Below are 26,586 nucleotides of genomic sequence, written 5' to 3' on the forward strand. Positions count from 1 at the left end.
GCAGTTATTTGTCTAGCCCACACTGTGCGTCCAAAAAAGTACGCGGTCATCCACGTTGGCGATCATGCGTACCTGGCTGTCCTGAGAGATCACAAAGCCGATGACCTCGGGCTCCACGGAGCAAAGCCGGTACACGGACCTATGACGGGTGCCGTCCGCCTGGACATTCCAGGGCACGGTGACGGTGCCGTCCAGATCCTGGGCATGACCTACTTGCAGGACGGTGCGGTCCACGCGGATCTCCCCACCAAAGCCCAGCAGGCAAAGACGCTGATCAAGGACCAGCGCGCCGTCCACTTGCATGAGGTCGGAGAAGAAACGAGCCAGTTCGAAGAAGGATTCTTCCAACTGGTCCAGCTCCGGATCACGGCTGGTGCAGAAGATATCCCAGGCCTGTTCCACGGTGGCACCGGACGGAGACAGTTCACCCACGCGGCGGATGAAGGACTGCAGCAGGTGGCGGAAGCGAAGTCCGGCGTCGTCTGTTTCAGCAGAGTATTTGCAATCGATCCAGCGGGCAGCGGCGTCTTCACCCTCTGCTCCTTCAGGGAGCACCACCACGCTGCCGCCGTGGCCGCTGGTTCGGACGAGGTTGATGATCCGTTTTACAAACTGGAGGGAGATGAGATGGCTGAGCTCTGCATACGCTTCCAGATGCAAGGAGCAGGGGAGACAGTCATCGGACAACTCCGCCACGAGCTTGCGGCGCAGCTCGCGGAATCGATCATTGAGGAGACGGGACTGGAATACATCCAGCCGGGGGCCATGGAACTCCGTGCCGCGCCACTCGGCCATCAGTTCGTACCCGTCGTAAAAGAGAAGCCATCCCGGATCGCGCACATGGATGACGGGGTTCGAGATGTCATTCCCGGCAGATTTGCGCCCCCCCGCCACCAGGTTCATCCAGCGGGGTCCGGTATTGATCACACCCCAGATGGAGAGACTGCGGTCCCGGGATTCATCCGGCCACACTGCCACCACGGAGTGGAAGAAGCTGGCGGCCGGGCTGAGACGTTTGATCTCATTTGGCGTCAGCTTGTGCGGCACGGCGAAGCGGATCGCGTGGCTGGCATTGGGTGGACCGTTCGTGGGATTGAAGCTGTCTGGGGGGGCGAGAATCACGCGGGCCCGGACTGCCCGACCCTCCTCCTTCAGCAGGCTCGCTGCGTAGAGGATCTGACAAATTTTCTCGATCTCGTGCGGCAACGGGCATCCGGCCAGGTGCTGCACACGGGAGTGGATCACATTCAGCGTGTCCTTCAGGGTGAGTTCAGGGGTGGTGCCGGTCATGGTGCGAAGATCGGGCAGGGAGGCGAGTGCATTACGACAGAAGTGCCTCGTCCGTCAACGCAAGATGCGAAGAGGGCTATGCCGTACCCCGCTCAACTCCCGAGGTGGCGCTTGGTGTGCACCCATAGCTTCAGTTGGCCACCAAAGGCGGTGCGTTGGCATTCGTAGCCCTCGGGAATCTCATCGCACTGCCCGGCATACGTCACCACGCGTGCGCCCACCGGGAGGCCCGAAAGCTGGGCCGACACATAGCGGGTGTAGATGTCATACAACTGGGCTTTAAGCTCGACCGTGGCGTCGATCTGGTACGCCTGACGGACATTTTCCTCGAAGGGATTGAAAATGTAAAAGGCGTCATAGTCGGTGAAGTCCACTGTGGTGATGTTCCCATGCACAATCTGCACGCGGGGAATGCCCGACCGGTCGATGAGATTGCGGGCGATGCCTACCAGCTCACCTCGTTGCTCAATCCCGGTGAAGACGCCTTTTGTAGTGGCTGCCCCGATCACGCAAAACTTGCCAGGCCCGCAACCCACATCGAGCACCCGGGTGCCTGGTTTGTTCACAAGCAGGGCAGCTGCCTTTCTGGCGACCTCGGCAGGGGTCCAGTGCCATGGGGAGATCTCCCGCACCTCTCTGGGGTAAAGGCTGTCAAATGAGTCGTCCTCAATGGAGTGAAGAAAACCCGCATCCCACCCAGCGGAGGATGAATCCGGCGGGTCTGCGAACGAAAGTGTCATGACGGGAGAAGGCCACTACAGCGCCTTATTTGGGAGGAGGTATCGCGTACCTTGAGATCGCTGCCTCCAGCTCCTGAATACGTACCGGTTTGGTCAAGTGGGCTAAAAATCCCACTGAGGTGCTGCGGGAAATATCCTGTTCCATGCCATAGCCAGTCAAGGCGATGGCCCTGATGCCGTATCGGGCATGAAGCTCCTCCATCAGATCATAGCCGCTACCGTCCGGCAGACCGATGTCTGAGATCATCAGGTCGAAAGAATGGCGTGCGGCCGCCTGGCGGGCTTCTTCGACTGAGGAAACGCTGATGATGCGGTGTCCTCTCCGCTTCATCAGTGCCGTCAGGGCGGAGCGCGTTGGTTCATGATCCTCGACGATCAAGATGTGCAGCGGTGGGCAGATGCTGTCTGTCGAAACTGCTGGACGACTGGAGGGAGCCGCTGTTGTGCTGATGTTATTCTCCGATTGCAGAGGGATACGTACGCGGAAAATCGCTCCTGCATCGCGGCCGGGACTGGAGGCACTTATCTCCCCGGAGTGCATTTCCACCAGCATCCGGGAGATGGCCAAACCCAAGCCGAGGCCGCCGAATTGATGCGATCCATTTGGCCAGGAGTGTTCGCCCTGTGCGAAGGCATCGAACACGCTGGTCAGCTCCTCTTTAGAAAGACCGATGCCGTCATCTTGCACCTCGACCGTGACCCAGGCTTCCTTGATCTGAGTGGCAACCACGATCCTGCCCCCATCAGGGGTGAACTTCACTGCATTGTTGAGCAGATTCCAGAAGATCTGTTGCAGGCGTACCGCATCTCCCAGCACGTAGGGGGACTCGCCATCAAGGGATAATTGCAGGCGCAAACGCTTCTTGTCCGCCTCCCCCTTCACGCTGGTAAAGGCATCGCGCACGACATCGTGCAAGTCCACCCGCCGCAGTTCCAGAGAGAGCTTGCCCCGGCTGATACGGGTGACGTCGAGCAGGTCATCGATGAGGCGGGCCTCAAGATCCACGTTCTTACGGATAGTGTGGAAATCTGCCCGGACTTCGTCGGGCAGATGAGGATTGTCCGCGGCTTCACTGGCAAGCAGAAGCACGGGATTGAGCGGAGTGCGCAGCTCGTGAGAGAGGCGGGCCAGGAATTCATCTTTGGCACCGGAGGCGGCGAGGGCCTGATCCCTTGCCTCCTTGAGTTCCTGCTCTGCTCGTTTGCGCTCGGTCAGATCGGTCAGAACGGCAACGACACTTACCACCTGGCCCGTGAGATCGTGCTCCGCTTTGTAAACAACATGAATCCAGCGTGGACCCAACTCTTCATATGGCAGTTCTTTCTCAAACTCCACCCGCTGCCCCAGAAAGGCGGCCGTCAATTCCGGGAGGGCGGCGAGGTAGGCCTTTTCACCGACAATCTCCGAGACATGCAGGCCAACGATGTCTTTCACCTCACGACCATAGCGCTCTGCGTAGGCACCATTGACAAACTTGTAGCGGTGCTCGCGGTCCACCTGCGCCAGCAGGACGGAGGCATGGTCCGTCACCAGGCGGAGCTGGGTTTCGCTGGAGCGGAGGGCATCCTCCACACGCTGGCGCTCGGCAGCTTCCTGTTCAAGCTTGGTCACGTGCTCTTCAAGCTGGGCATTCTTGTCGGCCAGCGCACGCCGCTGGGTCTCCAGTTGACGCTGGATGGCTGCCTTCTCCATGGCGTTTTCCACCGCCCGGCGCAGGGCAAAGCCGTCAGCCCCGTTCTTCTCAAGGTAGTCATGGGCCCCGTTTTGAAGGGCCTTCACTGCGACGGAGATTTCCGCCGCCGAGGTGAGCATGACGATGCCGAAGGTGTGGTTTCCATGATCTCTCACGATCTGCCGCACAAATTGCAGGCCGTCCATTTCTGGCAGGTGAAAGTCCACAAGCACACAGTCGGGCAGCTCATTTGCGAGCAAAGCTGTGGCTTCGGCCGCCGTTCCGGCTTCGTTCACATGATACTCCCGGTGAGCTCCACGGGTGAGGTGACGCCGGAATATGACGCGATCCGTGGGGGAGTCATCCACGATGAGCACGCGCACAAAGCGACTTCTGATTTCTGCCATGGGAGGGTCAAGATCCGGAGGGCGTGGCAGGCAAGCTGCCGGACGCGGGAGGCAGCCGGACAGCCTCCAGCCAGTAGGCGACAAGCATTTCCACCCCTCGCTTGAACGCGGAATAATCCATTTCCTTTACGTGATACGAATTGGCACCGTTCTCATAACACCAAGCAATGTCCTGTGGGTTGCTCGACGTGGAGAAGATCACCACCGGCACCGTCCTGAACCGGGGATGCTCGCGTACGGCCGTGAGCACTGTGCGGCCATTGAGGCCGGGGAGGTTCAGATCCAGTACGATGAGGGAAGGGAGTTCCGGCGGGGTTCGGTCGGGGATCAGAGGAGCCCGCATCAGCGTGAGGACCTGCTCTGCAGAGGTGCAGCGCTGGAGACGGGCGGGGGCGTTGGCCCGGCGCAAGATCCGCTCCAGAGCCATGAAGTCTTCGTCACTGTCTTCTACGACTAGAAACGAGGGTTGGGGGGAACTACGGGGCATGTGGCGAGACGACCGGCAGGGTGAAGGAGAAGGTCGTGCTGAACCCAAGGATAGAGTCGATCCAGATGTTTCCTCCATGACGCTCTACGATCTTTCGGACAATGGTCAAGCCCGCCCCAATTCCACCACCGTAATCATTGCGCCCGTGCAAGCGTTTGAATATCTGGAAAACGATGTTGCGATGTTCTGGAGCGATGCCGATGCCATTGTCACGTACTTGGATTTCGCATGTGGCCCCGTCAGCGGATGTTTCAAAGGTGATGACCACCTCTGGGACGGGTTTGTCGTTGTACTTGATGGCGTTGCTAACCAGATTGGTGAAGAGTTCACACAGCCGGTCGGAGTCGCCAAGCACGGTGGGGAGAGGGCGCGGGATGGTGGTCCTCAGGCCGCTCTCCTGGACCCGGGAAACCAGGAATTCCAGAGCATCTGCCACGCACTCGTTGAGGTCCACAGATGATTTTGGAATCTCCAGTCGGGACAGACGGGAATAGTGCAGGAGAGAATCCAGCAGCATTTCCATCCGGTCTGCCAGGCGCATGACCGTGCGGTTGTAGCCTTTGGCCTCGTCCGCCAAATCATCGCCAAAGTCCTCCATGAGGAACTGGGAGTAGTTGCGGATGCCTCGGAGGGGTTCCTTCAGGTCGTGGGAGGCGACGTAGGCGAAGGCGTCTAATTGGCTGTTCCGTTCCTGGAGATCTGCGTTGAGACGTACCAATTGCTCTGTGTGGCGGACGAAATGCTCCAAGATGGCCTGTCGAAGCTGCCGTGCGGCGTGGTACTCACAGGTCAACCAGGGCCGGGAGCGTCCTTTCACTGTCTCTTGCCAGAGGGAAAAGGATTTGCGCGGGGTCAGTCGGTCCCCATGTGGACCCACCGCTACTGCCTTGGCTGGTTCACCTGCCCACTTGACGGTCTGGACCTCCTCCTGCCGGAACCAAAACAGGTAAGCTTCTGCTTCCTGGGAAAGGCGAACGGAGAGTGTGCCACTGGCAGCGGCACAGGATGCTGAGAGACTGGGAAAGCGCTCTCCCAGCCGGTCTGTGCTCCAGACGGGCTCTTCCACCTCCCGGCCCAGACAGCCAGCAAGCTCACGTATGGAATTCTCGTCTGGAGTGATTCCGTAAAGATGGACGTGGTGGTTAAAGAGCAGGGCCGCACCCGTGGCTTCAATTCCACCGATCATGGCTTCAGGCGGGCAGCGCAATGCATCGGGAAGCGAGGGTGAATTGTACAGCTCGGAGACGAGCGCCTGGTGCTCGCGGTGAAGCATCTCTGCATAACTGTGCTGGTCCGCAGCCTCTTTTCCCGCTACTTGAAGAGAGAGGGTATGGGCGAGGAACTCGCAGGCCATGCGGGTGCCATGGGACACGTAACGCGGGGAATAGTGGTGGCAGGCAAACAGGCCCCAGAGACGGTCATTTACGACGATGGAGATGGACATGGAAGCGTCCACCCCCATGTTCTGCAGGTACTCCGCATGGATGGGGGACATCGAGCGGGTGACGCAGAAGCTCATGTCCAGCGGTTGCCGAGTGTCCGGTCGCAACGCGGGGATGAGGGGAACGGGCCGGTAGCGGACATCTGGATTGAGGCGGAGCTGAGAGCGTTTGAATAGCTCTCGCGCCTGTTTGGGGATGTCCGCGGCGGGGTAGTGCAAGCCCAGATAGCTCTCCAGATCCCCGCGACGCGCCTCTGCAATGACATGGCCGGAATCATCCTCAGCGAATCGATACACCATGACCCGGTCAAACCCGGTGAACTCCTTGACCTGCTCCGCAGCCTTCTGGCAGAAGGTCTCCAGCGTCGGCATACGATCAAGTTGCGAGAGCGTCGCTTTGAGAGAGCCGTAAATCTCCTCGTGCACCGCCGTGGCATCTTGGGCCCAATGTTCCATCTCCAAAATGAGCGCGCCTTGATGGCGGTGGGCTATGGCTTCGAACCGGATTTCGTGACCGATAAAGCGCATGCCGGGGAGGTAATGGGGCGCTTCGTCCAAGCTCCTCGGCAGCACTTTGCTCTGGAGATAGCCCAGGTCATGGGCGTCCACCAGTTCTGACAGGGGCCGGTTCAGGCAATTTTCTGCTCCCCCTTTGATCGCGGTGCTGACGTTGCTTGTGATTTGTTGAATCACAAGGTCCGGCTCTGTCAGCACCATGAGGATGGCGTGAGGCTGGATGGAGCCGGGGATGTGGATGGGCTCCCGGTCGCAGTTCGTGAGGTCAACGGTGGTCTCCAGACTCATGAATTTCGCTATCGGTTGAGCCATTGGTCAAAGCTAACAAAGGCAGCCCTGGCTGCGGTGGTTGCCTCTGTCTTGTCCAGTTGGTCCTCCACAGATCGCACCCATTCTCCGAAGGCCCTCCAGTGAGAGACGGTGCCCGCCCCGTAACCAGAGAAGAATCGCCCGCCGTGATCTGGTGTCGCACCTAGGGTAGAGGAGAACTGCTTGGTAATGAGCTGCCCACCCAGAGTGGAACCCTCCAGGACATAGAGACAGCCCACAGCGTGGGAAGCTGAGGAGAGAAGTGGAAGATCCTGACAGCGGGGCAGGGCATCGAGCCCGGCTGGGTCTGCTCCCAAGCTCACGAGATCCTGTAACAGCCAAGGCGTCTTGCGTGAAGCCTCGAAATCCCACCCCAGTGAGTTCCAGTTCACGGCCCCAGCGAGCATTTCTTCCAAGGGGGAGTAGAGCGTGTAAAAGCTCTCGAGCAAGCGGCGATAAGCGGCGAGATCGGTGACTCGGTTGAAGAGGTCCAGTCTGTCCTCAAGGAGCCGATGTTCTTGTTGAGTGTCGGCTTTGAGCGAAAGGAGCAGTTCTGGCATTGGAGTGGAGTCTGGCGGGAGGTATGCCGATGGGCACGGGAAGCGTGGATGGGTGCGCTTCCCGGCCCGATTCTTATTAGCTGCCCTGCGGAAGTTTGTACAAGCCCGAGTCGCGAAGATTTCTCACTTCATCATGGGCCTGGCGGATCTGGGCTGATTGGGCAGCAATGGCGGACCGCACATCCACCGGCAACTCGGCAAAGTCCCGTTGAGCAGCCTCGAATGCGGCCTTCGCGGCATCCTCACCACGCTCCGCTTCCTCCAGGAGTGCCTGGTCGTCGTTGCTGGTAAGCGCAGTGCGGAGCCCTATCCAAGCCCGGTGCAAGCTGCCCGCGGCAGACCCGTTTCCATCCACCTCGGACTCGCCGAAACGGCGTTCCAGCTCCTGGAGTTGGGTCACAAATTCGTGTCGCTGGTGGCTGTAATTGGCGAACACCTGCTTCAGTTTCTCCGCGCGTGCGTGCTCTGCGGCCTGTTTGAAGCCTTCTTCACCATCCCGGCTGATGCCAATCAGATTGTGAAGGAGGGAGAGAATGTCTTCGATGGGCTTGATATCCTGGTTTGAATTCATGGTTTTTTGGGGTTCTCATTGTATCGTGAGGACGAGGTCTGCCCGTCCTGCTTCACCAAGGATCGCATCCCGCCAGCTAAATGCGTGCTGCTGAGAGCGCCGGAGAAACTCGACAAACTTTTTCCAACCACCCAACCGCTTGAAGGTCAGGCTTCGATTCTTAAAACTGGCTCCAAGCCTCCGTTGAATCAAAAACACCCTCTTGCCAGCCCAACCAAATGCTGATGACCGTCCCTCCCAAGACCATGGAACTGTTGGTGGTGAGTGCCGCAAATGGCGCAGAGGTAACAACCCAGGTGGCGGTGGCCGGTCGCGCTGTGTTTGGTGAAGCGGCCGTGCGCGAAGTGGGGGGGGGGGGCAACCTGCTGGAGGAGCCTGCGGTGCACCATGCCCAAATGGTTGTGCTTGTGGATCCAGATACAGGAACGGTCCGTGCTGCGGGAAGCGCTCTCGACTCCCAGCAGCTTCCACGTTGGGCAGTGATCGTATTGGATAACTCTGAGCTGATATCTTCAGGAGCGGGGTTGGCCCGGGCGCTTGGCGATGCCTGGAAGATTTATCAGGCAGAGCGGGAGTGTGCCCGCCTTCGCGGAGATCTCAAGGCGGTGGCGCGAAGGGTAAATCATGATCTGCGGTCTCCATTGGGAGGCATCACCACCACAGCCGAGTTGATCAAGGAACTGCTGGGCGAGTCTAATGCCGAACTGGCTGCCTTGACGGACCCTCTCTTTGATTCGGCCCAGTCCATGATCCGGTTGATGGACCGCATCAGCTTTATGGCCCGGGCGGTGGCTGACCCCCCCTCTGGCGCTCTGGTGGCGATGACGGAAGTGGTGTGGGCAGCGGAACAGCGTCTGCAGCGTCAACTCATGCGGAAAAAGATCACCATACGTCGTCCCGCGAGCTGGCCGGAGGTGTCGGGCGTAGCGGCCTGGCTGGAAGTGGTGTGGCTCAATCTGATGAGCAATGCCATCGAACACTCCGTGGCTGAAACGGAAGTGCAGCTTTTCTGGGAACTCGCGGGCACCCGGGCAGTGCGATTCGGTGTACGTGACACCGGAAAAGGAGTGCCTCCCGCCAAGCGGAGTCAGCTCTTCTATCCCTTCCACCTGCTCCAGCAGCCCAACAGCCCTCATGGCCTGGGCCTGCCGATTGTGCAACGGCTGGTGGAGATGCAGGGCGGAGAGGTGGCGTGCGACTTTCCTGAAACCGGAGGAAGTGTTTTTTCCTTTACTCTCCCGGTCTGAAATACAGAAGCCTCCGCAGGCGGGGCTGCGGAGGCTGTGCAAGACATTTGCCGAGGGGCGTTTAGAAGGCGAAGCGAACGCCTGCGCGAATCAGCGTGAAGTCACTGTCATCGCGTTCAACAAACGTGTAGCGGGCATCGGTGAAGATACCAAAGTTCGGGCTGAAGCGATACTCGATGCCGACTCCGACGTGGCCCTGAAGGAGGACGTCGTCGGAATCTTTAGGATCATCGTCGTCCTCAACGCGGTCTTGGAAGTCATCGAAGTCGTCGCTGTCAATGTCGTCCGCATTGAAGGTGATGCCGATGCCGGTAAAGCCATAAACTGCAAAGCCTGACTCTCCGAGCGGAGCGCGGAGAAAGACATTGAAGGTGGCGGTGCCCACGGTGTCTCCATCCGTGTCAAAGAGGGAGCCTTCACCACCAATGCCGAACCAGCGTGTGATGAAATAATTCACTCCCAGACCGCCGCCGAAAGCGTCATCACCGATGAGCCGCTCGTTGCCGGAACTGGTGACACCATATTGACCAAAGAGGTCAAACTGGAGTTCATGAGCGTTGTAAAGTGAGACAGGGGCTGGGGGAGGTGTGATCTCCGTGGGTGCCGGGGTGCCTGCCATGGCGGTGCTGCCAAGGCCGCCAATCGTGGCGAGGAGGAGGAGGAGGTTGCTCTTCATAATGAGGTTGCGGGGCTTCAGGTTGGAGTGGGGGTTGTTGTTTTTTCGTTCTTCCTGCCGTGTGAGGGTCAGGAAGGAAGGGGAACTTCAGAGCTGAAGGGGGCACGCATGCCCGCAGCGGCGTAGTGGATGAGGGAGCGAACCAGCTGCTCACCCGTGAGCCGGGCGGTGTGCGGCATGCCTGTCATGCTGGCGAACTGGCATGTCTCAAAGCTGCTCCAGGTATATAAGGCATGGTGCAGAGTGCCAAACATGAAGCTGGTGCGCCAGAACAGCTCTCCCGCAGGCAACCCAGGCAAGGCGCGAAGGAAATGCGGATTGAAGGAGGAAACTACCTCCGCGAACACTCCCACGAGGAATGTTTCCAGCTTGGGGTTGGGCTCTTGAAGGCAGCGCCCCATCAGGCGGAGAAAGTGGCTTGTGCAACCGCCGGTGCGAAGCTCGTCCACCGACGGGCGGATGAAGGCATCCAGGATGTCTTCCAAGGGGACGGGGGACTCGCCAGCATATTTGACAGCTGCCTCAAGCCGGGTCAACCGCCGATCATTAAGGGGGGCCAGCCGGCGGAAGAACACGGCCTCTACCAGGCCATCTTTGCCACCAAAGTGGTAGTTCACCGCAGAGACGTTCGCGGCAGCGGCTTTGGTAATGTCCCGTACCGAGGTGCCGTCAATGCCTCGCTCGGCGAAAAGTTGTTCAGCGGTGTCCAGGAGGGTGAGGCGGGTTATTGCGGACGGGACCTTCGCTACAGCGGTCGGGGCGCTCGTGGCAGAGAGGGTGAGCAGGGTGGACACGGTTTCAAACAAACGTTTGAAAAGCACTTTCGTCAACTGCCAACTGATGAAAAACCTGTTTGCCCGGTGCCGATAGGTCTCTAAGGGTGGATGGATGAAGCTGCTGGCAATCGCCTTCTGGACGGTACTGTTTGGGATGACAGGGTGGGCTCAGCAGCCGCCGCCTAAACTGCCGGACATAGGCACGATGGTGAAGCCCGCGGAACCGGTGGAGCCGGTGCTCCCAGATTTCTTCTCTCTGGCCCAAGTGGCGGAGCAGGCCCAAAACACGGATCTGGAGATGGAAGTGCTCCGGGCTGATGCAGAGGGCGTGAAGGTGGAAAGCGGAGTGACCGCCCGGCTTGGTAAACTGGCTGCCGAGATAACTGCACGAAACGCAGAGACGGCGGCCATCCTGGGTGCCTCTCCAGGCCTGGATGCGCTACAGTCACAGGAAGCTGTGTGGACAGAGATGCGACGCTTGCTTGGCACGTGGCAAAGTGAACTGGCTGCCCGGGCGGATCACCTGGAGAGGCGTGACCAGCGTCTGAGTAAACTGGCGGAGACCTGGCAGAAGACTTTGGATGAAGCAAAGAAGGCAGGGGCCATGCCGGAAGTTCTAAAGCGGATCAGTGCGGTGATGGATCAGATCCAAAAGACGCGCGTTGCGGGTCAAAAAGCCAGTGGCGGGATTGTGGCGTTGCAAACGAAAGTGAGCACTGAAGATGCCCGCGCCAGGGAGATGCAGGTCGCCATCACCCAGGCGCAGAGTCGGGCAATGCGGATGCTTCTACAGCCTGATGCACCGATGATCTGGAGGTCGGACGCGCTCCAGCGTTCGGCGGATGTGATGAGACTGGAGGCTGGCGAGGCCCTACCGGTACAGTGGTCAGCTCTGGGGGAGTACCTGCTGCGCCAACGGGGTGCCTTGGTATTGCACGCACTGATTGTCACCGCTTTTTTTCTGCTCATCACCTGGATGCGACGCCATGTGGGGCAATGGGCGGTGGGGGATGAATCCCTGCGTGGGGCAGCGGTGGTCTTTGGCGTGCCGAAGAGCACCGCGCTGGTTCTTTCCGTCCTGGTCAGCGGCTGGATCTATCCCCAGCCTCCCCGAATCCTCTGGGCGGTGGTGGGAGGCGTGGCGCTGGCGCCGACCCTTTATGTGCTGCACCATCTGGTGGCGGGATCGTTGCGGAAGCTCCTCTATGGCCTGACTGGTTTTTATCTCTTCGGTGTGATCTTGAACCTCGCTGCGCCCTGGCCGGTGATGACTCGTTTTCTTTTCCTGGGGGAAACGCTGGCGGGCGCCTTGTTTTGTCTTTGGTTTTTGCGTCGCGCTGCAAAGCCCGATGATGCCTCATCACGGCTCTGGTCCATTACCCTGCTGGCAGTGAGGATGGCCATGGCGGTGTTTGGCGTGGCGTTTGTGATGAATGCCCTGGGCTACGTCGGGTTGGCGAGATTCCTGACAGCCGGTCTGTTCAAAAGCACCTACCTGGCGCTCGTCCTCAACGCAGCGGTCAATGTGGTGGACGCGCTGGTAGGTTGTTTCCTCCACTTCCGGCCGGTGGCGAAACTGCGTGCCGTGCAGCGACACCGGCCCATGTTGCGTCGCCGCAGCAGCCGGCTGTTGCGCTGGCTCGCCGGGTTCTGGTGGGTCACCTCCACCCTGGAAGTGCTGTCCCTGAAGCGACCGGTGTTCGAAGCCATCGAGACCGCCCTGACGAGCAACTGGATTCTGGGATCTGCCACTCTTTCAATTGGCGGTGTCGTCACTTTTGGATTGATGGTGACGGGGGCGTTTCTGCTGTCCCGGATGCTGCGTTTCGTGCTGGAGGAGGACATCTATCCCCGGGTCCGTCTGGCACGAGGTGTTCCCTACGCGATCTCCACGATGCTGCACTATGTGATCCTGCTGGTGGGATTTGTGCTGGCGGTGGCGGCACTGGGGTATGACATGACAAAGTTCACCATCCTGGCCGGTGCGTTCGGCGTGGGGCTGGGTTTTGGGATGCAGAACATCGTGAACAATTTCGTCTCTGGCCTGATCCTGCTCTTTGAGCGTCCTGTGCAGGTAGGGGACATCATCCAACTGGAGGCCGTCACCGGAGTGGTGACGCATATCGGAATCCGGGCCAGCATCGTCAAGGTGGGGGATGGTTCTGAAGTCGTGGTCCCCAACGGCAAACTCATCGCAGACCGCTTTACGAACTGGACGCTAACTGACCGCAAAAGGCGCCTGGAAGTGGCGGTAACGGTTGGGAAGGATGCCGACCCCCAACGCGTGATGGAGGTTATCAACGGGGTAGCAGTGGGCCATCCGCTGGTGGCGACTGCTCCTGCACCGCAAACCTGCCTCACCGAGTTCGTGGCCGGGGGCATTAAGTTTGAGCTGCGAGTGTGGACAAACCGGTTCGAAGACGCCCGCCCCCTCTGTAGTGACTTGAATGTTGCAGTCCATAAAGCCCTCACGGAGCAGGGGATAGCGCTGCTTTAACAATAGCTAAAAATTTACCCTCAACGCTGGTCGTTCTGGCGATGTCCCATTGGATGACTCCCGAACTCCTGAATTGAGGTTCTTATGCATGCTAGTAGATGGGTGACATGTCTTCGTCCGGTCGCCGGATGGGCCGTTGTCGTAGCTTGCTGGTTCGGCCTGGGGCTGAGATGGGTTACGGCGGACCCGGTGGTTGAGCTGAAAGACCTTGAAGCGAAGGCTCTGGCTGGGGAGGGGGCAGCGCAGCTGGCTCTGGCGATTCGGTACGACGGTCGCGAGCGGTCCGATGATCATGATATGGGCAAAGCCTTTCATTGGTACAAAGAGGCTGCCGCCAAGGGCTATGCGGAGGCACAGGCAGCTTTGGGGCTCATCTACATGAAGGGTGAGGGTACCCCTGAAGATTATGCTGAGGGGGCGAAGTGGTTTCGCCAGGCCTCCGAGCAGGGGCATCCCGTGGCTCAAATGAACCTCGCAAGCTGCTATGCCAACGGACATGGGCTCCCCCGAGACCTCAAGGAGGCGGCCAGATGGTTCCGCGAATCGGCGGAGCGGAATGAGCCGATGGCTCAATATTATCTGGGAATATTGTATGGTCGGGGCGAGGGGGTGCCGCAGAGTTACATAGAGGCCTACAAGTGGCTCACTGCTTCCGCTGCGCAGGGGGTGAAAGAGGCTCGCGAAAGCTTGGAAACGCTGGACTCCGTGCTCAGTGCAACGGAGTTGGAAGCCGCAAGGAAAGCGGCGGCGAGCATGCGGCTCAGTCTTGTGGGGCGATAAGGGGCGCGAAGTGCCCGGTCGCAATCACGCTTGCCTCTATTGGGGCGTGGTCCTAGCATCAGGCCCATGAACGCATCCCGGTATCTCCGACCCCGCCTTCTGCATGGTGCCGTGGCCTGTCTGGCCGCAACCATCTCTTTCGCCAGCAGCCGACTTGCTGCTCAGGCTGCTGCTCCTCTCTCCACGGTGGAGACGGCTCTGGCTACTCCGGGCAAGCGCCCTGACCCCGCCAGGTTTGAAAAGGATCTGGCCAAGTTTGACGCCGAATTCAAGGCGAAGCCGGTCAAGGGAGGGATCGTCTTCACGGGCAGTTCTAGCATCCGTCTCTGGAAGACCGAGGAAGCGTTTCCCAATCTGCCGGTACTGAACCGTGGCTTTGGTGGATCGGTTGCGAATGACCTGGTGGTGCACGCGGAGCGTGTGGTGCTGCGGTACGAACCCAAGGTATTGGTAGTTTACACAGGCAGCAATGACTTGAATGCGAAGCTGAACCCCGAGGAGGTTCTGGCCGACTATACAGCCTTCCTGAACCTGGTGCACGAGAAGCTGCCTGACTGCCGGATCGTCATCAATTCGGTGAAGATCTCGGAGTTGCGTCTCAAACAAATTCCCGCCGTGAAGCAGCTCAACAGCCTTTTGCAGGCATGGTGCGAGGGCAAAAACTGGGTTCGGTGGCTGGAGTCGATGAACTACCTGATGGACGAGAAGGGGTTGCCCAAGAACGAGTTATTTCGCAAAGATAAGCTTCATCTCAACGAAGCCGGTTACGCGAAATGGAACGAGATCATCGAGCCTGTCATCAAAGAGGAGTGGACGAAGGCCGGAGGCAAGGCCTGATGAAGCGCGTCTTATTATTTGCGGCTGCCAACAACTGTTTACTGGAGTAAAAAGTTCAGTTCGATTGATTAATGTCTTGGCACGGACGATGCAGTTTCATAATAATGAGGCGTCCTGAAAAACTATCCTAAATTCCCCGGAATAAAGGATGGCTGAAAGGGCGAGCCAACTGATTTGTCAGGTGTCGAATGGTGTTGTGTTGTGTATGATGAAGGCGGTCCAGGTGGGCCGCCTTCATCATTTTTCACGCTTGGGTGAAGCGGGCCGCTGGAGTTCAAACACCCCATTGTCGATGTTGCAGCGGTAAGTTGCCTTGAACTCGGCTGGGGTGGCCTTCCCTTCATAGTGATAGACTCCGCCGACGAGGGCTCCAAGATCCTGCTGGCCCGTCACCCGGCCCCGGCGGTCCACCAGATGGCGTGCCGTGTAGCCGCCACTCAGCACTCTGGCCCACGTGGCGTGGTAGCGAAAATCGTAGGCAGTGTTCTTTCCTTGCTCCTCTACGGGGGTGACGATTGCCTTGAGCTTCCCATGATGCCCGTTGTGCCGGCTGTACCAGAGCCCTTCCCAGGCCCCAGTCAGATCCTTGGGCGGGTTTTGGGTATCACGGGCAGCAGCTTTGTTCCAATCACTCTGGTAGCCTAGGGAGCAGCTTGAAAGTAGGGACGCACTGAGAGCGAGGATCAGGAGTGTGAGGCGAGCAGGCATGGTGATAGGAAAGTGAAGCAGATGAAGCGCGATGAACCATGCACCGGAGGTCGCTGGTGGAACCAGCGTCTTGCCATGCCCCGGGCAGACCGCTACGCTGCATGCTGATGAATGGAGCAAGCGATGTCAAGGATCTGGTGGTGGTGGTGGTGGGTGGAACGACTGGCCTGGGGCTCTCAGCGGCCAAGGCGCTGTCGGTTGCCGGGGCGCGTCTGGTTGTCGTGGGGCGGTCTGGCGACAGTTTGGAATCGGCACTGCTTGTGCTGGGGAGTGGAGCGTGTGGCCTGGCGGGTGACGCCGTGCTTCCTGAGACATCTGAGCGTGCGGTGGAACTGGCAGTAAAGCAGTTTGGCCGGCTGGACGGGCTCTACCATGTTGCTGGAGGCAGCGGTCGTTCCAGAGGTGATGGGCCTCTCCATGAACTCACGGACGAGGGCTGGGACTACACACTCGACCTTAACCTTAAATCTTTGTTCAACTCCAATCGGGCAGCCGTGAGGCAGTTCCTAAAACAAGGGGGTGGGGGCGCAATCCTGAACATGGCAAGTGTGCTCGGGTGGTCGCCGTCGCCAAAGTATTTTGCCAGTCATGCCTATGCGGCAGCCAAGGCCGGGATCGCCGGTTTCAGCAAAGCCACTGCCGCGTACTATGCGCCTCACAACATCCGGATCAATGTGATCGCTCCCGCTCTGGTGGAGACACCAATGTCCCGCCGGGCAGTGGGAGATGAAGAAATTGTTCAGTTCGTTTCCAGCAAGCAACCTCTTGATGGGGGGCGGGTGGGAGTGCCGGGAGACTTGGATGGTGCTGCAGTCTTTTTGCTCTCCCGTCAGGCGCGGTATGTGACGGGTCAGGTACTTGCGGTTGACGGCGGATGGAGCGTCACGGAGGGTCAGCGCGGCGGGGCGTCCAACTGATCCCGGCCGTTATCGCAGCAGCTTCCCAGCATGGATCTCATTGGAATCGACATTGGCGGCACCAACATCAAGGCCGGACTTTTTGACAGTGAAACGGGTCAGTTTCTGGAGCGCGCCACCTTGCCCACGAATGATGGGATCATGGTGGACGGAGTGCCCGCCTGGGCTGAGGCCGTGAAGACTCTGATCGCAGGCTTCGAAGGTGCCAGAGGCCGCTCTGCGATACCGGTGGGAATCTCGGCGCCTGGACTGGCGGCCCGTAACGGGCAGACCATCCAGTGGATGCGAGGACGCATGGCGGGGCTGGAAGGCTTTACCTGGGCTGCTTTTCTGGGCCGGGAAGTGCAAGTGCTCAACGATGCGCATGCTGCCTTGTTGGGAGAGGTCTGGAAAGGGGCCGCAGAGGGATCACGCGATGTGGTGATGCTGACCCTGGGTACGGGCGTAGGGGGAGCGGTTATTTCAGATGGGCGACTGCTTCGCGGCCATCTAGGGAGGGCTGGTCATCTGGGACACATCACCGTCAACTTTATCGGGCCGGGCGACATTGTGGGGACGCCGGGCAGCCTGGAGGACGCTGTGGGGAATGCCACGGTCGCCCTGCGCACGCAAGGCGGCTACCAGAACACCCGCGAGCTGCTGGAAGCGGTGCAAAGGGGAGATGGCATGGCCAGGGCAGTTTGGGAAAAGTCCATGCACGCGCTGGCAGCTGGGATGGTCTCACTCATCAATGCCTTTGACCCGCGGGATATCATATTGGGTGGCGGGATCGCTGCGGGGGCTTGGGAGCTGGTGATGGCGGGTGTCCGGCCGCATCTAAACGCCTCGGAGTGGTGTCCGACCGGGGAGCGTGTCAGGATCGTCCAGGCAAAGCTGGGAGAGTGGGCGGGAGCTTACGGTGCGGCGAAGACTGCCAGGCTGGGGGGCGTTGCGCGTTCCGACCCATGACGCGCTGCCAGATAACGAAAGAGCCCTGCTCCCGGAATTGGGAAGCAGGGCTTGAAAGCACAGGCGCGACAAGCCTGATGGCGGATTAGACCGTCCCGTAGATGGTACGGCCGGTGCTGCGAAGGTCGTCGCAGGCCTGCTGGAGGCGCTTGGCGAGGCTGATCTCAGCCTTCTTCAGGTAACCACGGGGATCGTAGAGCTTCTTGTCACCCATTTCACCGTCGATCTTCAGGACGCCGTCGTAGTTTTTGAACATGTGTTCCGCGATGGGGCGGGTAAAGGCGTACTGGGTATCCGTGTCAATGTTCATCTTGATGACGCCGTAGTCGAGCGTCTCACGGATTTCTTCCAGCGGAGTGCCTGAACCACCGTGGAAGACGAGGTCCATCTCTGCTTGGGCACCGTACTTGGCCGTTACAGCGGCCTGGCCATCACGGAGGATGGTGGGTTTGAGCTTCACGGCACCAGGCTTGTAGGCACCATGAACGTTGCCAAATGTGGCGGCAAACATGAACTGGCCAATGCCGTTAAGGGCTTCGTACACCTGCACCATGTCTTCCGGAGTGGTGTAAAGTTTCTCATTGGGCTGATCACCGTGGTCCACGCCATCTTCCTCACCACCAACGACGCCGGCTTCGACTTCGAGGATGATTTCGTTGGCCACGCACTCCGCAAGGAGGGTCTTGGAAAGTTGCAGGTTCTCTTCAAGCGGCAGCTCGGAGGCGTCCAGCATGTGGGAGTTGAAGAGGTTGCCATTGCCTGCGGCACGACGGGCGGCGGTGGCGGCGATGAGGGGTTTGAGGAATGTATCCACCTTCTTGGGCTGGCAGTGGTCCGTGTGGAGGGCCACGAGCACATTGTAGCGCTCGGCCAGTCGATGGGCGGCTTCTGCGAGCACGATAGCCCCCAGGGCCATGTCTTTGACGGATGTGCCGGAGGCAAACTCGCCACCACCGGTGCTGACCTGGATGATGCCGTCGGACTTGGCGTCTGCAAATGCCTTGAGCGCGCCATTGATGGTCGTGATGGAGGTCACGTTGATGGCGGGATAGGCATAACCGCCTTCCTGGGCGGCAGCCAGCATGGCGCGATATTGTGCAGGTGTAGCAATAGGCATAGGCTAACCCTTAGAGCAGAATTCGGGCCGCCGCAACCCGCAAGACCCTTGACCAGAGCGCAACTTTTCCGATTGAGATGTGTTTCGTCCCCTTGTGAAGATGAAGTTGCCCTTGTCCAGCGTTGCGTTTTACACCAGCATGCTAATGGTCTTCTCCATGAGAAGAGCGGCAGCAGTAGCAGCCATTGGGATGGCCTTCATGTTGGGAGGTCCCGCTAACTTGCCTGCACAGGGGCCTCGTCCGCCTGAGGGGGGAGCAGAAGGGAGCGGGCCCGGACCTGGACCCCGGCCTCCCAAATCCGGAATGGACGGCAGGGACCGTGACAGGGATGGGCGCTCTGGATTTGGTCGTGGCGGCGATCGGGATCGCATGGATGTCTTCCGCACCATGACGGAGGAAGAACGCCAGCGGGTGCGAGACGCCTTTGAGAAGGCCTGGCAGAATCCTGCTGTCACCGCAGCCAGGGAGCGGTACCAAAAAGCGAACGATGAGTACCGAGAAACCTTACAGAAGGCGCTCAAGGAGGCTGATCCCGTCGCGGTGGAATTGCTTGAGAAGCACAAACCCAAGGGCGGCCCCTTTGGTATGATGCCCATGCCGGATCCGAATGATCCTGAATTTGTCAAAAAGGCGATCAACAGGCTCGGAATGGAGCTGCATGCCCTCTCCCGGGGGGAGAATCGGCGGTTCCCTACCAAAGAGATTGCAGAGAAAGTACAGGCCGACCCTGCTGTGAAAGCTGGGATTGAGGCGCTCGAGAAGGCCGCACCTGCCGGACGCTTGGAAGCTTGGGGCAAGCTGGTATCCATCCTACAGGAAGTGGCCCGTAAAGAAATGCCGGTCCAAGAGGGCGGTTGGCGCCCAGGGCCGGGACCGGGGGCACCTCCCGGTCCTCCGGGGCCACCGCCTTTTGAAGAGCATCGGCCAGATAAAAGACCGGAAGCGGGCTCTGACTCACGCCCGGGCCCTGGCGGGAAGTGATCTGCTTGCGTGTTGGAGAGCAGAGGGTCACGGCCAGCATGCATCCAGGATTTCCTCCTGGATGCGGTGCATCTCGGTCCTCTCCGCAGGCTCATAGTCGCTCCAGCCAGCCAGATGCAACAGGCCGTGTACCATATAACGGGCCACCTCGCGGTCGTAGCTCTCGTTGTGATCAGCGGCTTGCTTTTGCGCGGTGTCCAGGCTGATGAGAATCTCGCCGTGATGAAAGGTGATCACGTCCGTGGGGGTCGGATCATCAAGGAAATCACCGTGGACCTTGGCAATGGTCCGGTCTGAAACGAGGACGAAATCCACCTCGTTAAGCTGCGAAAGGGGTGACTCGGATTCGCGGGCCGCAGCCAGGCACTTCGGAACCGCCTGGAGAGCTGTGGTTTTCCAGCGGGCTGTCGCGGCGGGAGGGCGTCGGTAGCGGCGGTCAATGCGAATGCGCATCGGCAGAAGGTGCCCGGTCAGGCCGCGTGATTGACCTTGGTGGGCTGGGGTTTCGTGCTGCCGCTGGATCCTTCAGAATCTTTGGACTCCCTGGCCTCTTTCGCGTGTTTGCGTGCCACTTCAGAGGGCGTTTCCTCACGAGGCGCCTTGGGATAGTGAATACGGCTGTGAAGCATGCTCATGAGAGTCTTTACGAAGCTGGCCTTGATGTCGCCAAGTTCTGCCAGAGTGAGATCGCACTCGTCAAGTTGATGGTCGAGAATGCGGTTGCGCACGATCTCTTCCACAAGCTGCTCTACGCGGGTAAGTGAAGGTTTGGCCAAGGTTCGGCTGGCACTCTCCACCGCATCCGCCAGGGAAATGATGGCAGCCTCCTTGAACTGTGGGCGCGGGCCGGGATAGCGGAAACCATCTTCCGTCACTTCCGGCACATCGTCTTCGCGAGCCTTGTCCTCCTCCACCAGTCGCAGGATTTCCTTCTTCTGATCCAGAGCACGGCGATAGAAGAAATAGACGAGTGAGTTACCGTGATGCTGCTCAATGACGTCGATGATGCGGGAATTGAGGCCGTGTTTGATGGCAATGTCCACGCCGTCCTTTACATGGGCGATGAGGACCAGCGCACTCATGCGCGCGGTCAGGTCATCATGCGGATTGTCATCGGGATCCATATTCTCGATGAAATACTCCGGCTTGGTGAGCTTGCCGATGTCGTGAAAATAAGCACAGACGCGGCACATGCTGGCATTCGCCGCGATCGATTCTGCCGCTGCCTCAGCCAAGTTGGCTACCACCAAAGAGTGGTGATAAGTTCCCGGAGCCTCAATGCTGAGGCGCTTCATGAGCGGATGGTTCAGGTCTCCCAGTTCCAGCCAGGAGATCGTCGTGGTCATCTGGAACAAAGACTCAAGCGCAGGCAAAAGAGCGCCGGCCAGCATGGCGGTAAGAATGCCAGAAAGAAGGGGGGACAGGAAGAGCAGAGCCTGGTGGTCGCTGTTCAACGCCACGCTGGTCTGGCTGAAAAGAACCATGAAAATCGAGGCCGCAGCACCAATGTACAAACCGCTGGTGAGCAGGCGGCTCCGGCGGCGGATGCGCTGGGTGACATAAACGCCGACAAATCCGACGCTGAGGCCGGTCGCAATATACGGGAGAATGGTGTCAGGCGGCACGAGGCAGGAGCCGAGAAGCGTCGCATAAACGGCACCAAAAAGGGAGATACGCCGACCCGCCAGCATGCAAAGGATGACCGGGCCCAAGGCATGAGGCACCAGCAGGAGCGTGTACGAAGGGGGCCAACCACGATGATGGCCGTAACTCAGCACCACTCCCACGGCGGCCAGATGAAGCACGACTGCGCAGAAGACCAGCAGCACGTGGCCATTAGGGCGGACATCGGCAGGCAGACTGAGGTACCAGTGCACCGCTGCGGGTAGGAAGACCGCAGCGGTGAAAATGAAGCTGGCACCCGTAGCACCAGGGAGGTTTGCCCCAAGAATCTTCATCAGCACCGTGATGCCGATGAAGGCGGAGACAAACAGTCCGAGTCCAACCATCGGATTGCAACGCAGAGTCTCCCAGAACTCTCCCTGCAAATGCTTACGGCGAGTCTTGCCACAAGACAAACCTTTGCGCGTAAGCTGCGCCCGCTTGATGAAATCGAACATAGAGATGGCTTAGCCGGGGGGATTCTAAGGGATTCCCTTCCGAACACAACCTTTTACTTGCTATTCCCCAGTTCCCCGATGGATGCGATAGGCTTCGATGATCCTTTGAACGATCGGCAGACGTACCACATCTGTAGGTTCGAATCGGATAAACGACAGGCCCTCGACTCCCGAAAGAATGTGCATGGCTTCCGCCAGGCCTGAGCGAACCCCGCGCTTCAGATCCACCTGGGATGGATCCCCGGTGACGACGCAACGAGATCCTTCCCCCAGACGGGTCAGGAACATGAGCATCTGCTCGGTGGTGGTGTTTTGAGCCTCATCCAGAATGACAAACGAGTTTTTCAAGGTGCGACCACGCATGTAGGCGAGGGGGGCGATCTCTACGATGCCTCTTTCGATCATCTTCTCTGCCTCATCCGTCTCCAGCATCTCGTAAAGAGCGTCATAAAGGGGGCGAAGGTAGGGGAAGACTTTCTCATTCAGGTCGCCCGGCAGGAAGCCCAGAGCCTCGCCGGCCTCCACAGCAGGGCGGGTTAGCACCAGCCTCTGCACAGTTTTATCTCGCAGGGACTGGAGTGCCTGCGCCATGGCGAGGTAGGTTTTGCCCGTTCCAGCGGGTCCAATGCCGAAAACCACTTCGTTTTCCCGCATGGCCTTGAGGTAGTCAATCTGACCACGGGTCTTGGCCAGAACCGGAGGTTTTCTGGAGGATCCCAGCAGCTTGAGCTGCAAGATCTTTTCCGCTGGGGCTTCCGTCCAGGGTTGGCGGGTGTTGCTGATGACCATCTGGAGCATGCCAAGGCTGACCTCGGCCCCGCCACGGCGAACTTTCTCGAGTTCTGCCAGGACTTCCTGAGCGGCGGTGATGCGGTCTTCCGGGCCGTCGAGCTTGATCCAGCCATCGCGGGAGGTGACCTGGATGTCGAAGGCCTCAGCCAGTTTTCGAAGGCTGCTGATGTCGTTTCCTATGACTGAGTGGAGAAACTGCGGGGTTTCGTAAGTAAGAGTGACAGATGACATTTTGTCAGAATTGAAAGAAGCGGATTGGAGGAGGTGGCCACGATTTGATGCTCTGGACACAATGCCAGAATTCTACCAAGGCCACGAGGAAAACAGCAGGGACTGAACGTCAGTCTCCTGTCGAGTGCATCAAGATGGACATGGGGGGATCCTCAACGGTAGCCGTAGGCGAGTGCCCAGGTGACTCCGCGTTCTTTCTTGCTCTTTACGCTGAATACGACCGTGTAGGTGCCAGTGGCTGGCGGGTTCACACGCACAGAGCATGTAAACTTCCCAGTCTTGCGTTCCATGTGGACTGGCTGGCCCTTGGAATCGAAGACGGCGAGTTCAAGCTCGCAGTCTTCGTTGGCGGTACCAAGCCAGAAAGCATATTCATTGCCCTTGAAGAGTTGATGGCGGACGGCCAGTTTCTGACCGGACTCCACCTCGCCATTCCAGTAATCCTCACGAACGGTGTAGCCCTGCTCCACGTACGGCGTGGCGGCCTCCATGGCATAATCATGTGCCTCGTCCACAAAGGCGTAGGCACTGGTCAGGGCCACAAAGAAGAGGGCGCAGAGTACTGCGCACTGAAGCTTGAGCTTGTTCATTTGAGGTAGCGGGAAACTGGAGGACCGGATGATTACCGGGACTTTTTGACTTGAAGGATCAAAGTCAGCAGTTCTTCGCAGGTCGTGTGAATGGTGTTGATCTTCTCAGGCGTAAAACTGCCATCGGGCGAGTCCATGGACTTGCGGATGGTCACTAGACCCTTGGAGATCGCAGTCACAAGACGGTTGTTCTTGGCTGAGTCTGACATGCCATTCACCGACTTGGCGAAGTGATCCACCAGCATGGGCTGGTTGAGAAGCTCAGCCCGGTCATTGGTATAAGCTTTGGACACGACAGAGGTGGCAGAAGAGGTGCCACGCAACCAGCCGCCAAGGCTGACGCACTGGGCCAGATCATTATCACGCATGCGCTCCATTTCAGCGCGAACGGTGGCCTGAGTCTGGTCGAATTCCTTGCGGACAGCCTTCCAGTCATCCTTCTGCACTGCATCAAGAATGCTTTGCGCATGAGGGCGAACGGCCTTGGTCAAGCCGAGACTCTGAGCGATATTAATGACTTCCCGACCGATTTCCTCCACCGCCTGCTTGTCCTGGGCCTGCACAGCCACAAACCCCTCGGCGACGACGGTGCCAAACACCAACGAAAGCTCCATCCGGTCAGAGGAGTCGGGGGTGGAGAGCTTACGAAGTTCGTCTTTCCAGTTGGGATCCCCCAATTTGTCTAGAACGGCAAAGATCTCGCTGGGCACAGGCACCACCACTTCGTCCATGACGTAGCCAGGGAACTGGGCCGGGTCGAACTTCTGAGCGGTCCCCTGGGAGAAGGCGGAACCCGCCAGCATCAAGGAGGCAAAAAGATAAAAAGTCTTCACTTTCATGGTCATTCGGGCAATCTCAGACAGCGACATGCAAGAGGCTGTCATAACGAAGCGCAGAATAGTTGAGGTGCAACCGTTTTGCGGACGTTGATTCCATACTGCTTGAATCTCACAAGAACCGGACCTTGCGCGTAAATAAGATGGGAGGCGACATGAATGTACAGATCTTGCAGACGAGCCCCATATGGGAGGACAAGCTGGCGAGCCAGGCGGGAGTCATCGCGATGCTGGAACGCTGCCCTCCGGTCCCTGGGAGCCTTTTGGTGCTGCCGGAGATGTTTTCCACGGGTTTCAGCATGAACGTGGCGGTGACGGCCCAGACTGAGGCCCGGGAGGATGAGGCCTTTCTTTCCGGAGTGGCCATGAAACACCATTGTGCCGTGATGGGTGGGGTCGTTTCTCCCCTTGTGGAGGGCAAAGCGCAGAACGAATCCGTGACCTTCGGCCCGGATGGGGAGCTTTTGGCCCGCTACGCAAAACAACAGCTCTTTTGTCTCGGCGGCGAGGCTGACTGCCACACACCGGGTGAGGCGGTGATCGCCTTCCCCTTGCAAGGATTTATGGTAGCGCCCTTTGTCTGCTACGACCTCCGGTTCCCGGAGTTGTTCCGTGATGCAGCCATGGTGGGGGCGAATCTGCTGGTGGTGATCGCCAGTTGGCCGGTGAAAAGGTACCATCATTGGCTGACGCTTCTCCAGGCCCGCGCGATTGAGAACCAGGCCTATATGGTGGGAGTCAATCGGGCGGGGAGTGATCCTCACCTGCACTACAATGGCCGAAGCGTAGTGGTAAGCCCTCACGGGCACATCATTACTGATGCGGGAGAATCCGCCGGATCGGTTTCGGCCCGGTTGGACCTTGCTGATCTGCAGGAGTGGCGGGAAGTCTTTCCGGCTCTGCGAGATTCTCGATGGTAGGAGAGTGCTTGTTTCCAAATACTGCGGAGCTGGGCAGGGATGTTGCGTCGTTTTCTGCTGGGAAATGGGCGTGGATCTGCGTTTGATGAGGTGAATGCTCCGCCTCATGCGTCTTTACCCTCTCACTCTTGCCAGCACGGCCTTGCTGTCGCTAACCCTGATCCTCGGACGCGATGATGCTCGGGCTCAGAACGTGGATCCCGCCGAGGCGTTCGCGCCTCCCGCCGTGACGGAATATCTTGGGCGCACGGTGGCCCAGACCATGCATTGGAGCGGATCGGGCTGGCTCATCCGCCACAAACGGGAGAGGGAGGAGGCGGCGAGCCTGATGCGGGAAAAGCTGGAGCTGAAGCCCGGCATGGTGGTGTGCGACTTGGGCTGTGGGAACGGCTATCACACCTTCCCCATGGGTAGGGCAGTGGCTCCTGGCGGTAAAGTCTATGGCGTGGAGATTCAGGAACCATACCTGCGCATGCTTGAGGAGGGCGCGGTAAAGGCCGGAGTGACGAACTTTGTGCCGGTGTTGGGCAAACTCTACGATCCGGGGCTGCCAGATGCCACTTTTGACCTCATGCTGCTCGTGGATGTTTACCACGAGTTCTCGCACCCGGAGCAGATGCTGTCGGCCATGCACAAAGCATTAAAGCCGGACGGCGTGGTGGTGCTGGTCGAGTTCCGGGCGGAAGACGACACGGTGCCCATCAAGCCGGAGCACAAGATGACAAAGGCCCAGATCGACAAGGAGATGACTGCCAATGGCTACAAGCTGGTGAAGTCCTTCGACGGTCTGCCCTGGCAGCATATGCTCTGGTACGGGAAGGGGGAAAGCTCGGGCAATCCGAACAAATCGTGAAAGTTTCCGGTTGGAGAGGCTGATTAGGTGATCCTTCCCCCACAGCATCGACATTCTTCAACCACTGACCTTCATGCGCCGTTTTCCTCTGTTACAACTGACCGTCCTTCTTGGTGCGACTCTCTTGCAAGCCGCTGACCCCGTGACGCTCACGGTGGCCGACTTTACCGACGGCAAGGGCAACCCTGTGCCAGCGGGCTGGAAAACTGAAGACGATGGCTCGATTCATCGTGTGGAGAAAGCAGGCAACATCATCTCCAAGAAAGAGTATGCCAATTTCGAAGTGGAATGGGAATGGAAGCTGGCCGCAGGTGGCAACAGCGGCATCAAGTATTGGGTCAACGAGTTCCCCAAAGGAGGCTGGTTGGGTGTGGAATATCAGATGATCGATGATGCCAAGCATGCGGACGCAACCAAGGGGGCTGGCACCCACAGCACGGCTTCCTTCTATGACATCAAAGCGCCTGCCGCAGACAAGGCTGTAAAGCCCGCGGGTGAGTGGAACCACAGCAAGGTGGTGGTGAAGGACGGCAAGATTCAGCACTGGCTGAACGGCAAACTGGCAGGCGTAGTGGACACCAAGTCTGAAGAATGGAAGGCGGGCATCGCCAAGAGCAAATTCAAAGCTGTGGAAGGCTTTGCCCCCGGAAAAGGTCGCCTCATGCTGACCGACCACGGTGATGAGGTCTGGTGGAAGAACATCAAGGTCACGGAGCTCTGAGCGCCTGCGGCGCAGACAGAAGACTTTAAGACAAAAGACGAAAG

The 26,586-nt window shown here is 59.0% G+C and carries 26 protein-coding genes; 10 read left to right on the forward strand and 16 right to left on the reverse strand.

Annotated elements, in window-relative coordinates:
• Positions 1 to 12: 12 nt before the first annotated feature.
• The 7 genes from VSP_RS15270 to VSP_RS15300 form a co-directional block, all read right to left on the reverse strand.
• Entirely contained in the window at positions 13 to 1,290 is a 1,278-nt protein-coding gene (locus VSP_RS15270) for a putative sensor domain DACNV-containing protein (RefSeq protein WP_009961702.1), read from the reverse strand.
• Positions 1,291 to 1,382: 92 nt separating this feature from the next.
• Positions 1,383 to 2,030: a class I SAM-dependent methyltransferase gene (locus VSP_RS15275; RefSeq protein ID WP_009961704.1), complete on the reverse strand. Its 648-nt coding sequence runs from the start codon at positions 2,028 to 2,030 to the stop codon at positions 1,383 to 1,385.
• 25 nt (positions 2,031 to 2,055) lie between these two features.
• Positions 2,056 to 4,110 (reverse strand): response regulator, encoded by a 2,055-nt coding sequence (locus VSP_RS15280; RefSeq protein WP_009961706.1) that lies wholly within the window; start codon positions 4,108 to 4,110, stop codon positions 2,056 to 2,058.
• A 7-nt stretch (positions 4,111 to 4,117) separates the two neighbouring features.
• Positions 4,118 to 4,597 (reverse strand): response regulator, encoded by a 480-nt coding sequence (locus tag VSP_RS15285; RefSeq protein WP_009961708.1) that lies wholly within the window; start codon positions 4,595 to 4,597, stop codon positions 4,118 to 4,120.
• Positions 4,587 to 6,842 carry an ATP-binding protein gene (locus tag VSP_RS15290; RefSeq protein ID WP_029190474.1) on the reverse strand — a complete coding sequence of 752 codons (2,256 nt, stop codon included), beginning with the start codon at positions 6,840 to 6,842 and terminating at the stop codon, positions 4,587 to 4,589. The genes VSP_RS15285 and VSP_RS15290 overlap by 11 nt, the downstream gene beginning before the upstream one ends.
• Before the next feature lie 8 nt (positions 6,843 to 6,850).
• Positions 6,851 to 7,423, reverse strand: coding sequence for a biliverdin-producing heme oxygenase (locus VSP_RS15295; protein ID WP_009961712.1), 573 nt, complete (start codon positions 7,421 to 7,423; stop codon positions 6,851 to 6,853).
• Positions 7,424 to 7,499: 76 nt separating this feature from the next.
• Positions 7,500 to 7,994 carry a ferritin-like domain-containing protein gene (locus VSP_RS15300; RefSeq protein ID WP_009961713.1) on the reverse strand — a complete coding sequence of 165 codons (495 nt, stop codon included), beginning with the start codon at positions 7,992 to 7,994 and terminating at the stop codon, positions 7,500 to 7,502.
• 224 nt (positions 7,995 to 8,218) lie between these two features.
• Between VSP_RS15300 and VSP_RS15305 the strand changes: the two genes are divergently transcribed.
• On the forward strand, positions 8,219 to 9,241 hold the full coding sequence (locus VSP_RS15305) for a sensor histidine kinase (protein WP_157210917.1): 1,023 nt from the start codon (positions 8,219 to 8,221) through the stop codon (positions 9,239 to 9,241).
• 61 nt (positions 9,242 to 9,302) lie between these two features.
• Here the strand turns inward: VSP_RS15305 and VSP_RS15310 are convergent, their stop codons facing one another.
• Together VSP_RS15310 and VSP_RS35605 are read right to left on the reverse strand one after the other, a co-directional pair.
• On the reverse strand, positions 9,303 to 9,917 hold the full coding sequence (locus VSP_RS15310) for an outer membrane beta-barrel protein (RefSeq protein ID WP_009961718.1): 615 nt from the start codon (positions 9,915 to 9,917) through the stop codon (positions 9,303 to 9,305).
• A gap of 68 nt (positions 9,918 to 9,985) precedes the next feature.
• Positions 9,986 to 10,711, reverse strand: a complete 726-nt coding sequence (locus VSP_RS35605; protein ID WP_157210918.1) for a TetR/AcrR family transcriptional regulator — start codon at positions 10,709 to 10,711, stop codon at positions 9,986 to 9,988.
• A gap of 94 nt (positions 10,712 to 10,805) precedes the next feature.
• Between VSP_RS35605 and VSP_RS15320 the strand changes: the two genes are divergently transcribed.
• The 3 genes from VSP_RS15320 (at position 10,806) to VSP_RS35615 (ending at position 14,807) form a co-directional block, all read left to right on the forward strand.
• Positions 10,806 to 13,190 (forward strand): mechanosensitive ion channel family protein, encoded by a 2,385-nt coding sequence (locus VSP_RS15320; RefSeq protein WP_009961722.1) that lies wholly within the window; start codon positions 10,806 to 10,808, stop codon positions 13,188 to 13,190.
• A 102-nt stretch (positions 13,191 to 13,292) separates the two neighbouring features.
• Positions 13,293 to 13,970 carry a tetratricopeptide repeat protein gene (locus tag VSP_RS35610; protein WP_198141397.1) on the forward strand — a complete coding sequence of 226 codons (678 nt, stop codon included), beginning with the start codon at positions 13,293 to 13,295 and terminating at the stop codon, positions 13,968 to 13,970.
• A gap of 66 nt (positions 13,971 to 14,036) precedes the next feature.
• The gene (locus tag VSP_RS35615) at positions 14,037 to 14,807 is read left to right on the forward strand and encodes a GDSL-type esterase/lipase family protein (RefSeq protein ID WP_009961726.1); all 771 of its coding nucleotides are present in this window, start codon (positions 14,037 to 14,039) and stop codon (positions 14,805 to 14,807) included.
• A gap of 237 nt (positions 14,808 to 15,044) precedes the next feature.
• Here VSP_RS35615 and VSP_RS15335 read toward each other — a convergent pair whose 3' ends face one another.
• On the reverse strand, positions 15,045 to 15,515 hold the full coding sequence (locus VSP_RS15335; RefSeq protein ID WP_009961728.1) for a hypothetical protein: 471 nt from the start codon (positions 15,513 to 15,515) through the stop codon (positions 15,045 to 15,047).
• 101 nt (positions 15,516 to 15,616) lie between these two features.
• Between VSP_RS15335 and VSP_RS15340 the strand changes: the two genes are divergently transcribed.
• Together VSP_RS15340 and VSP_RS15345 are read left to right on the forward strand one after the other, a co-directional pair.
• Positions 15,617 to 16,432: an SDR family NAD(P)-dependent oxidoreductase gene (locus VSP_RS15340; RefSeq protein ID WP_009961729.1), complete on the forward strand. Its 816-nt coding sequence runs from the start codon at positions 15,617 to 15,619 to the stop codon at positions 16,430 to 16,432.
• Positions 16,433 to 16,462: 30 nt separating this feature from the next.
• Entirely contained in the window at positions 16,463 to 17,380 is a 918-nt protein-coding gene (locus VSP_RS15345) for an ROK family protein (protein ID WP_009961731.1), read from the forward strand.
• A gap of 85 nt (positions 17,381 to 17,465) precedes the next feature.
• On the opposite strand, the gene fbaA is transcribed toward VSP_RS15345, so the two are convergent.
• A complete protein-coding gene (gene fbaA / locus VSP_RS15350) occupies positions 17,466 to 18,497 on the reverse strand; it encodes a class II fructose-bisphosphate aldolase (protein WP_029190477.1) in 1,032 nt (343 codons plus the stop codon).
• A 304-nt stretch (positions 18,498 to 18,801) separates the two neighbouring features.
• On the opposite strand from fbaA, the gene VSP_RS15355 reads away from it, so the two are divergent.
• On the forward strand, positions 18,802 to 19,479 hold the full coding sequence (locus tag VSP_RS15355) for a hypothetical protein (protein WP_009961736.1): 678 nt from the start codon (positions 18,802 to 18,804) through the stop codon (positions 19,477 to 19,479).
• A gap of 27 nt (positions 19,480 to 19,506) precedes the next feature.
• Here the strand turns inward: VSP_RS15355 and ybeY are convergent, their stop codons facing one another.
• The 5 genes from ybeY to VSP_RS15380 form a co-directional block, all read right to left on the reverse strand.
• On the reverse strand, positions 19,507 to 19,932 hold the full coding sequence (gene ybeY / locus VSP_RS35620; protein ID WP_009961738.1) for an rRNA maturation RNase YbeY: 426 nt from the start codon (positions 19,930 to 19,932) through the stop codon (positions 19,507 to 19,509).
• A gap of 17 nt (positions 19,933 to 19,949) precedes the next feature.
• Entirely contained in the window at positions 19,950 to 21,488 is a 1,539-nt protein-coding gene (locus VSP_RS35625; protein WP_053332343.1) for an HD family phosphohydrolase, read from the reverse strand.
• Between the two features lie 171 nt (positions 21,489 to 21,659).
• Positions 21,660 to 22,622 (reverse strand): PhoH family protein, encoded by a 963-nt coding sequence (locus VSP_RS15370; RefSeq protein WP_009961742.1) that lies wholly within the window; start codon positions 22,620 to 22,622, stop codon positions 21,660 to 21,662.
• A 152-nt stretch (positions 22,623 to 22,774) separates the two neighbouring features.
• Positions 22,775 to 23,212 carry a hypothetical protein gene (locus VSP_RS15375; RefSeq protein ID WP_009961744.1) on the reverse strand — a complete coding sequence of 146 codons (438 nt, stop codon included), beginning with the start codon at positions 23,210 to 23,212 and terminating at the stop codon, positions 22,775 to 22,777.
• 32 nt (positions 23,213 to 23,244) lie between these two features.
• Positions 23,245 to 24,051 (reverse strand): hypothetical protein, encoded by an 807-nt coding sequence (locus VSP_RS15380; RefSeq protein WP_156345372.1) that lies wholly within the window; start codon positions 24,049 to 24,051, stop codon positions 23,245 to 23,247.
• A gap of 152 nt (positions 24,052 to 24,203) precedes the next feature.
• On the opposite strand from VSP_RS15380, the gene VSP_RS15385 reads away from it, so the two are divergent.
• The 3 genes from VSP_RS15385 to VSP_RS15395 all read left to right on the forward strand — a co-directional run bounded on the left by VSP_RS15385 (position 24,204) and on the right by VSP_RS15395 (position 26,542).
• Entirely contained in the window at positions 24,204 to 24,968 is a 765-nt protein-coding gene (locus VSP_RS15385) for a nitrilase-related carbon-nitrogen hydrolase (protein WP_157210919.1), read from the forward strand.
• 106 nt (positions 24,969 to 25,074) lie between these two features.
• The gene (locus VSP_RS15390; RefSeq protein ID WP_157210920.1) at positions 25,075 to 25,821 is read left to right on the forward strand and encodes a class I SAM-dependent methyltransferase; all 747 of its coding nucleotides are present in this window, start codon (positions 25,075 to 25,077) and stop codon (positions 25,819 to 25,821) included.
• A gap of 73 nt (positions 25,822 to 25,894) precedes the next feature.
• The gene (locus tag VSP_RS15395; RefSeq protein WP_009961752.1) at positions 25,895 to 26,542 is read left to right on the forward strand and encodes a 3-keto-disaccharide hydrolase; all 648 of its coding nucleotides are present in this window, start codon (positions 25,895 to 25,897) and stop codon (positions 26,540 to 26,542) included.
• Positions 26,543 to 26,586: the final 44 nt, after the last annotated feature.

It is taken from the genome of Verrucomicrobium spinosum DSM 4136 = JCM 18804, assembly GCF_000172155.1.
In the GTDB taxonomy this organism is placed as follows: Bacteria; Verrucomicrobiota; Verrucomicrobiia; order Verrucomicrobiales; family Verrucomicrobiaceae; genus Verrucomicrobium; species Verrucomicrobium spinosum.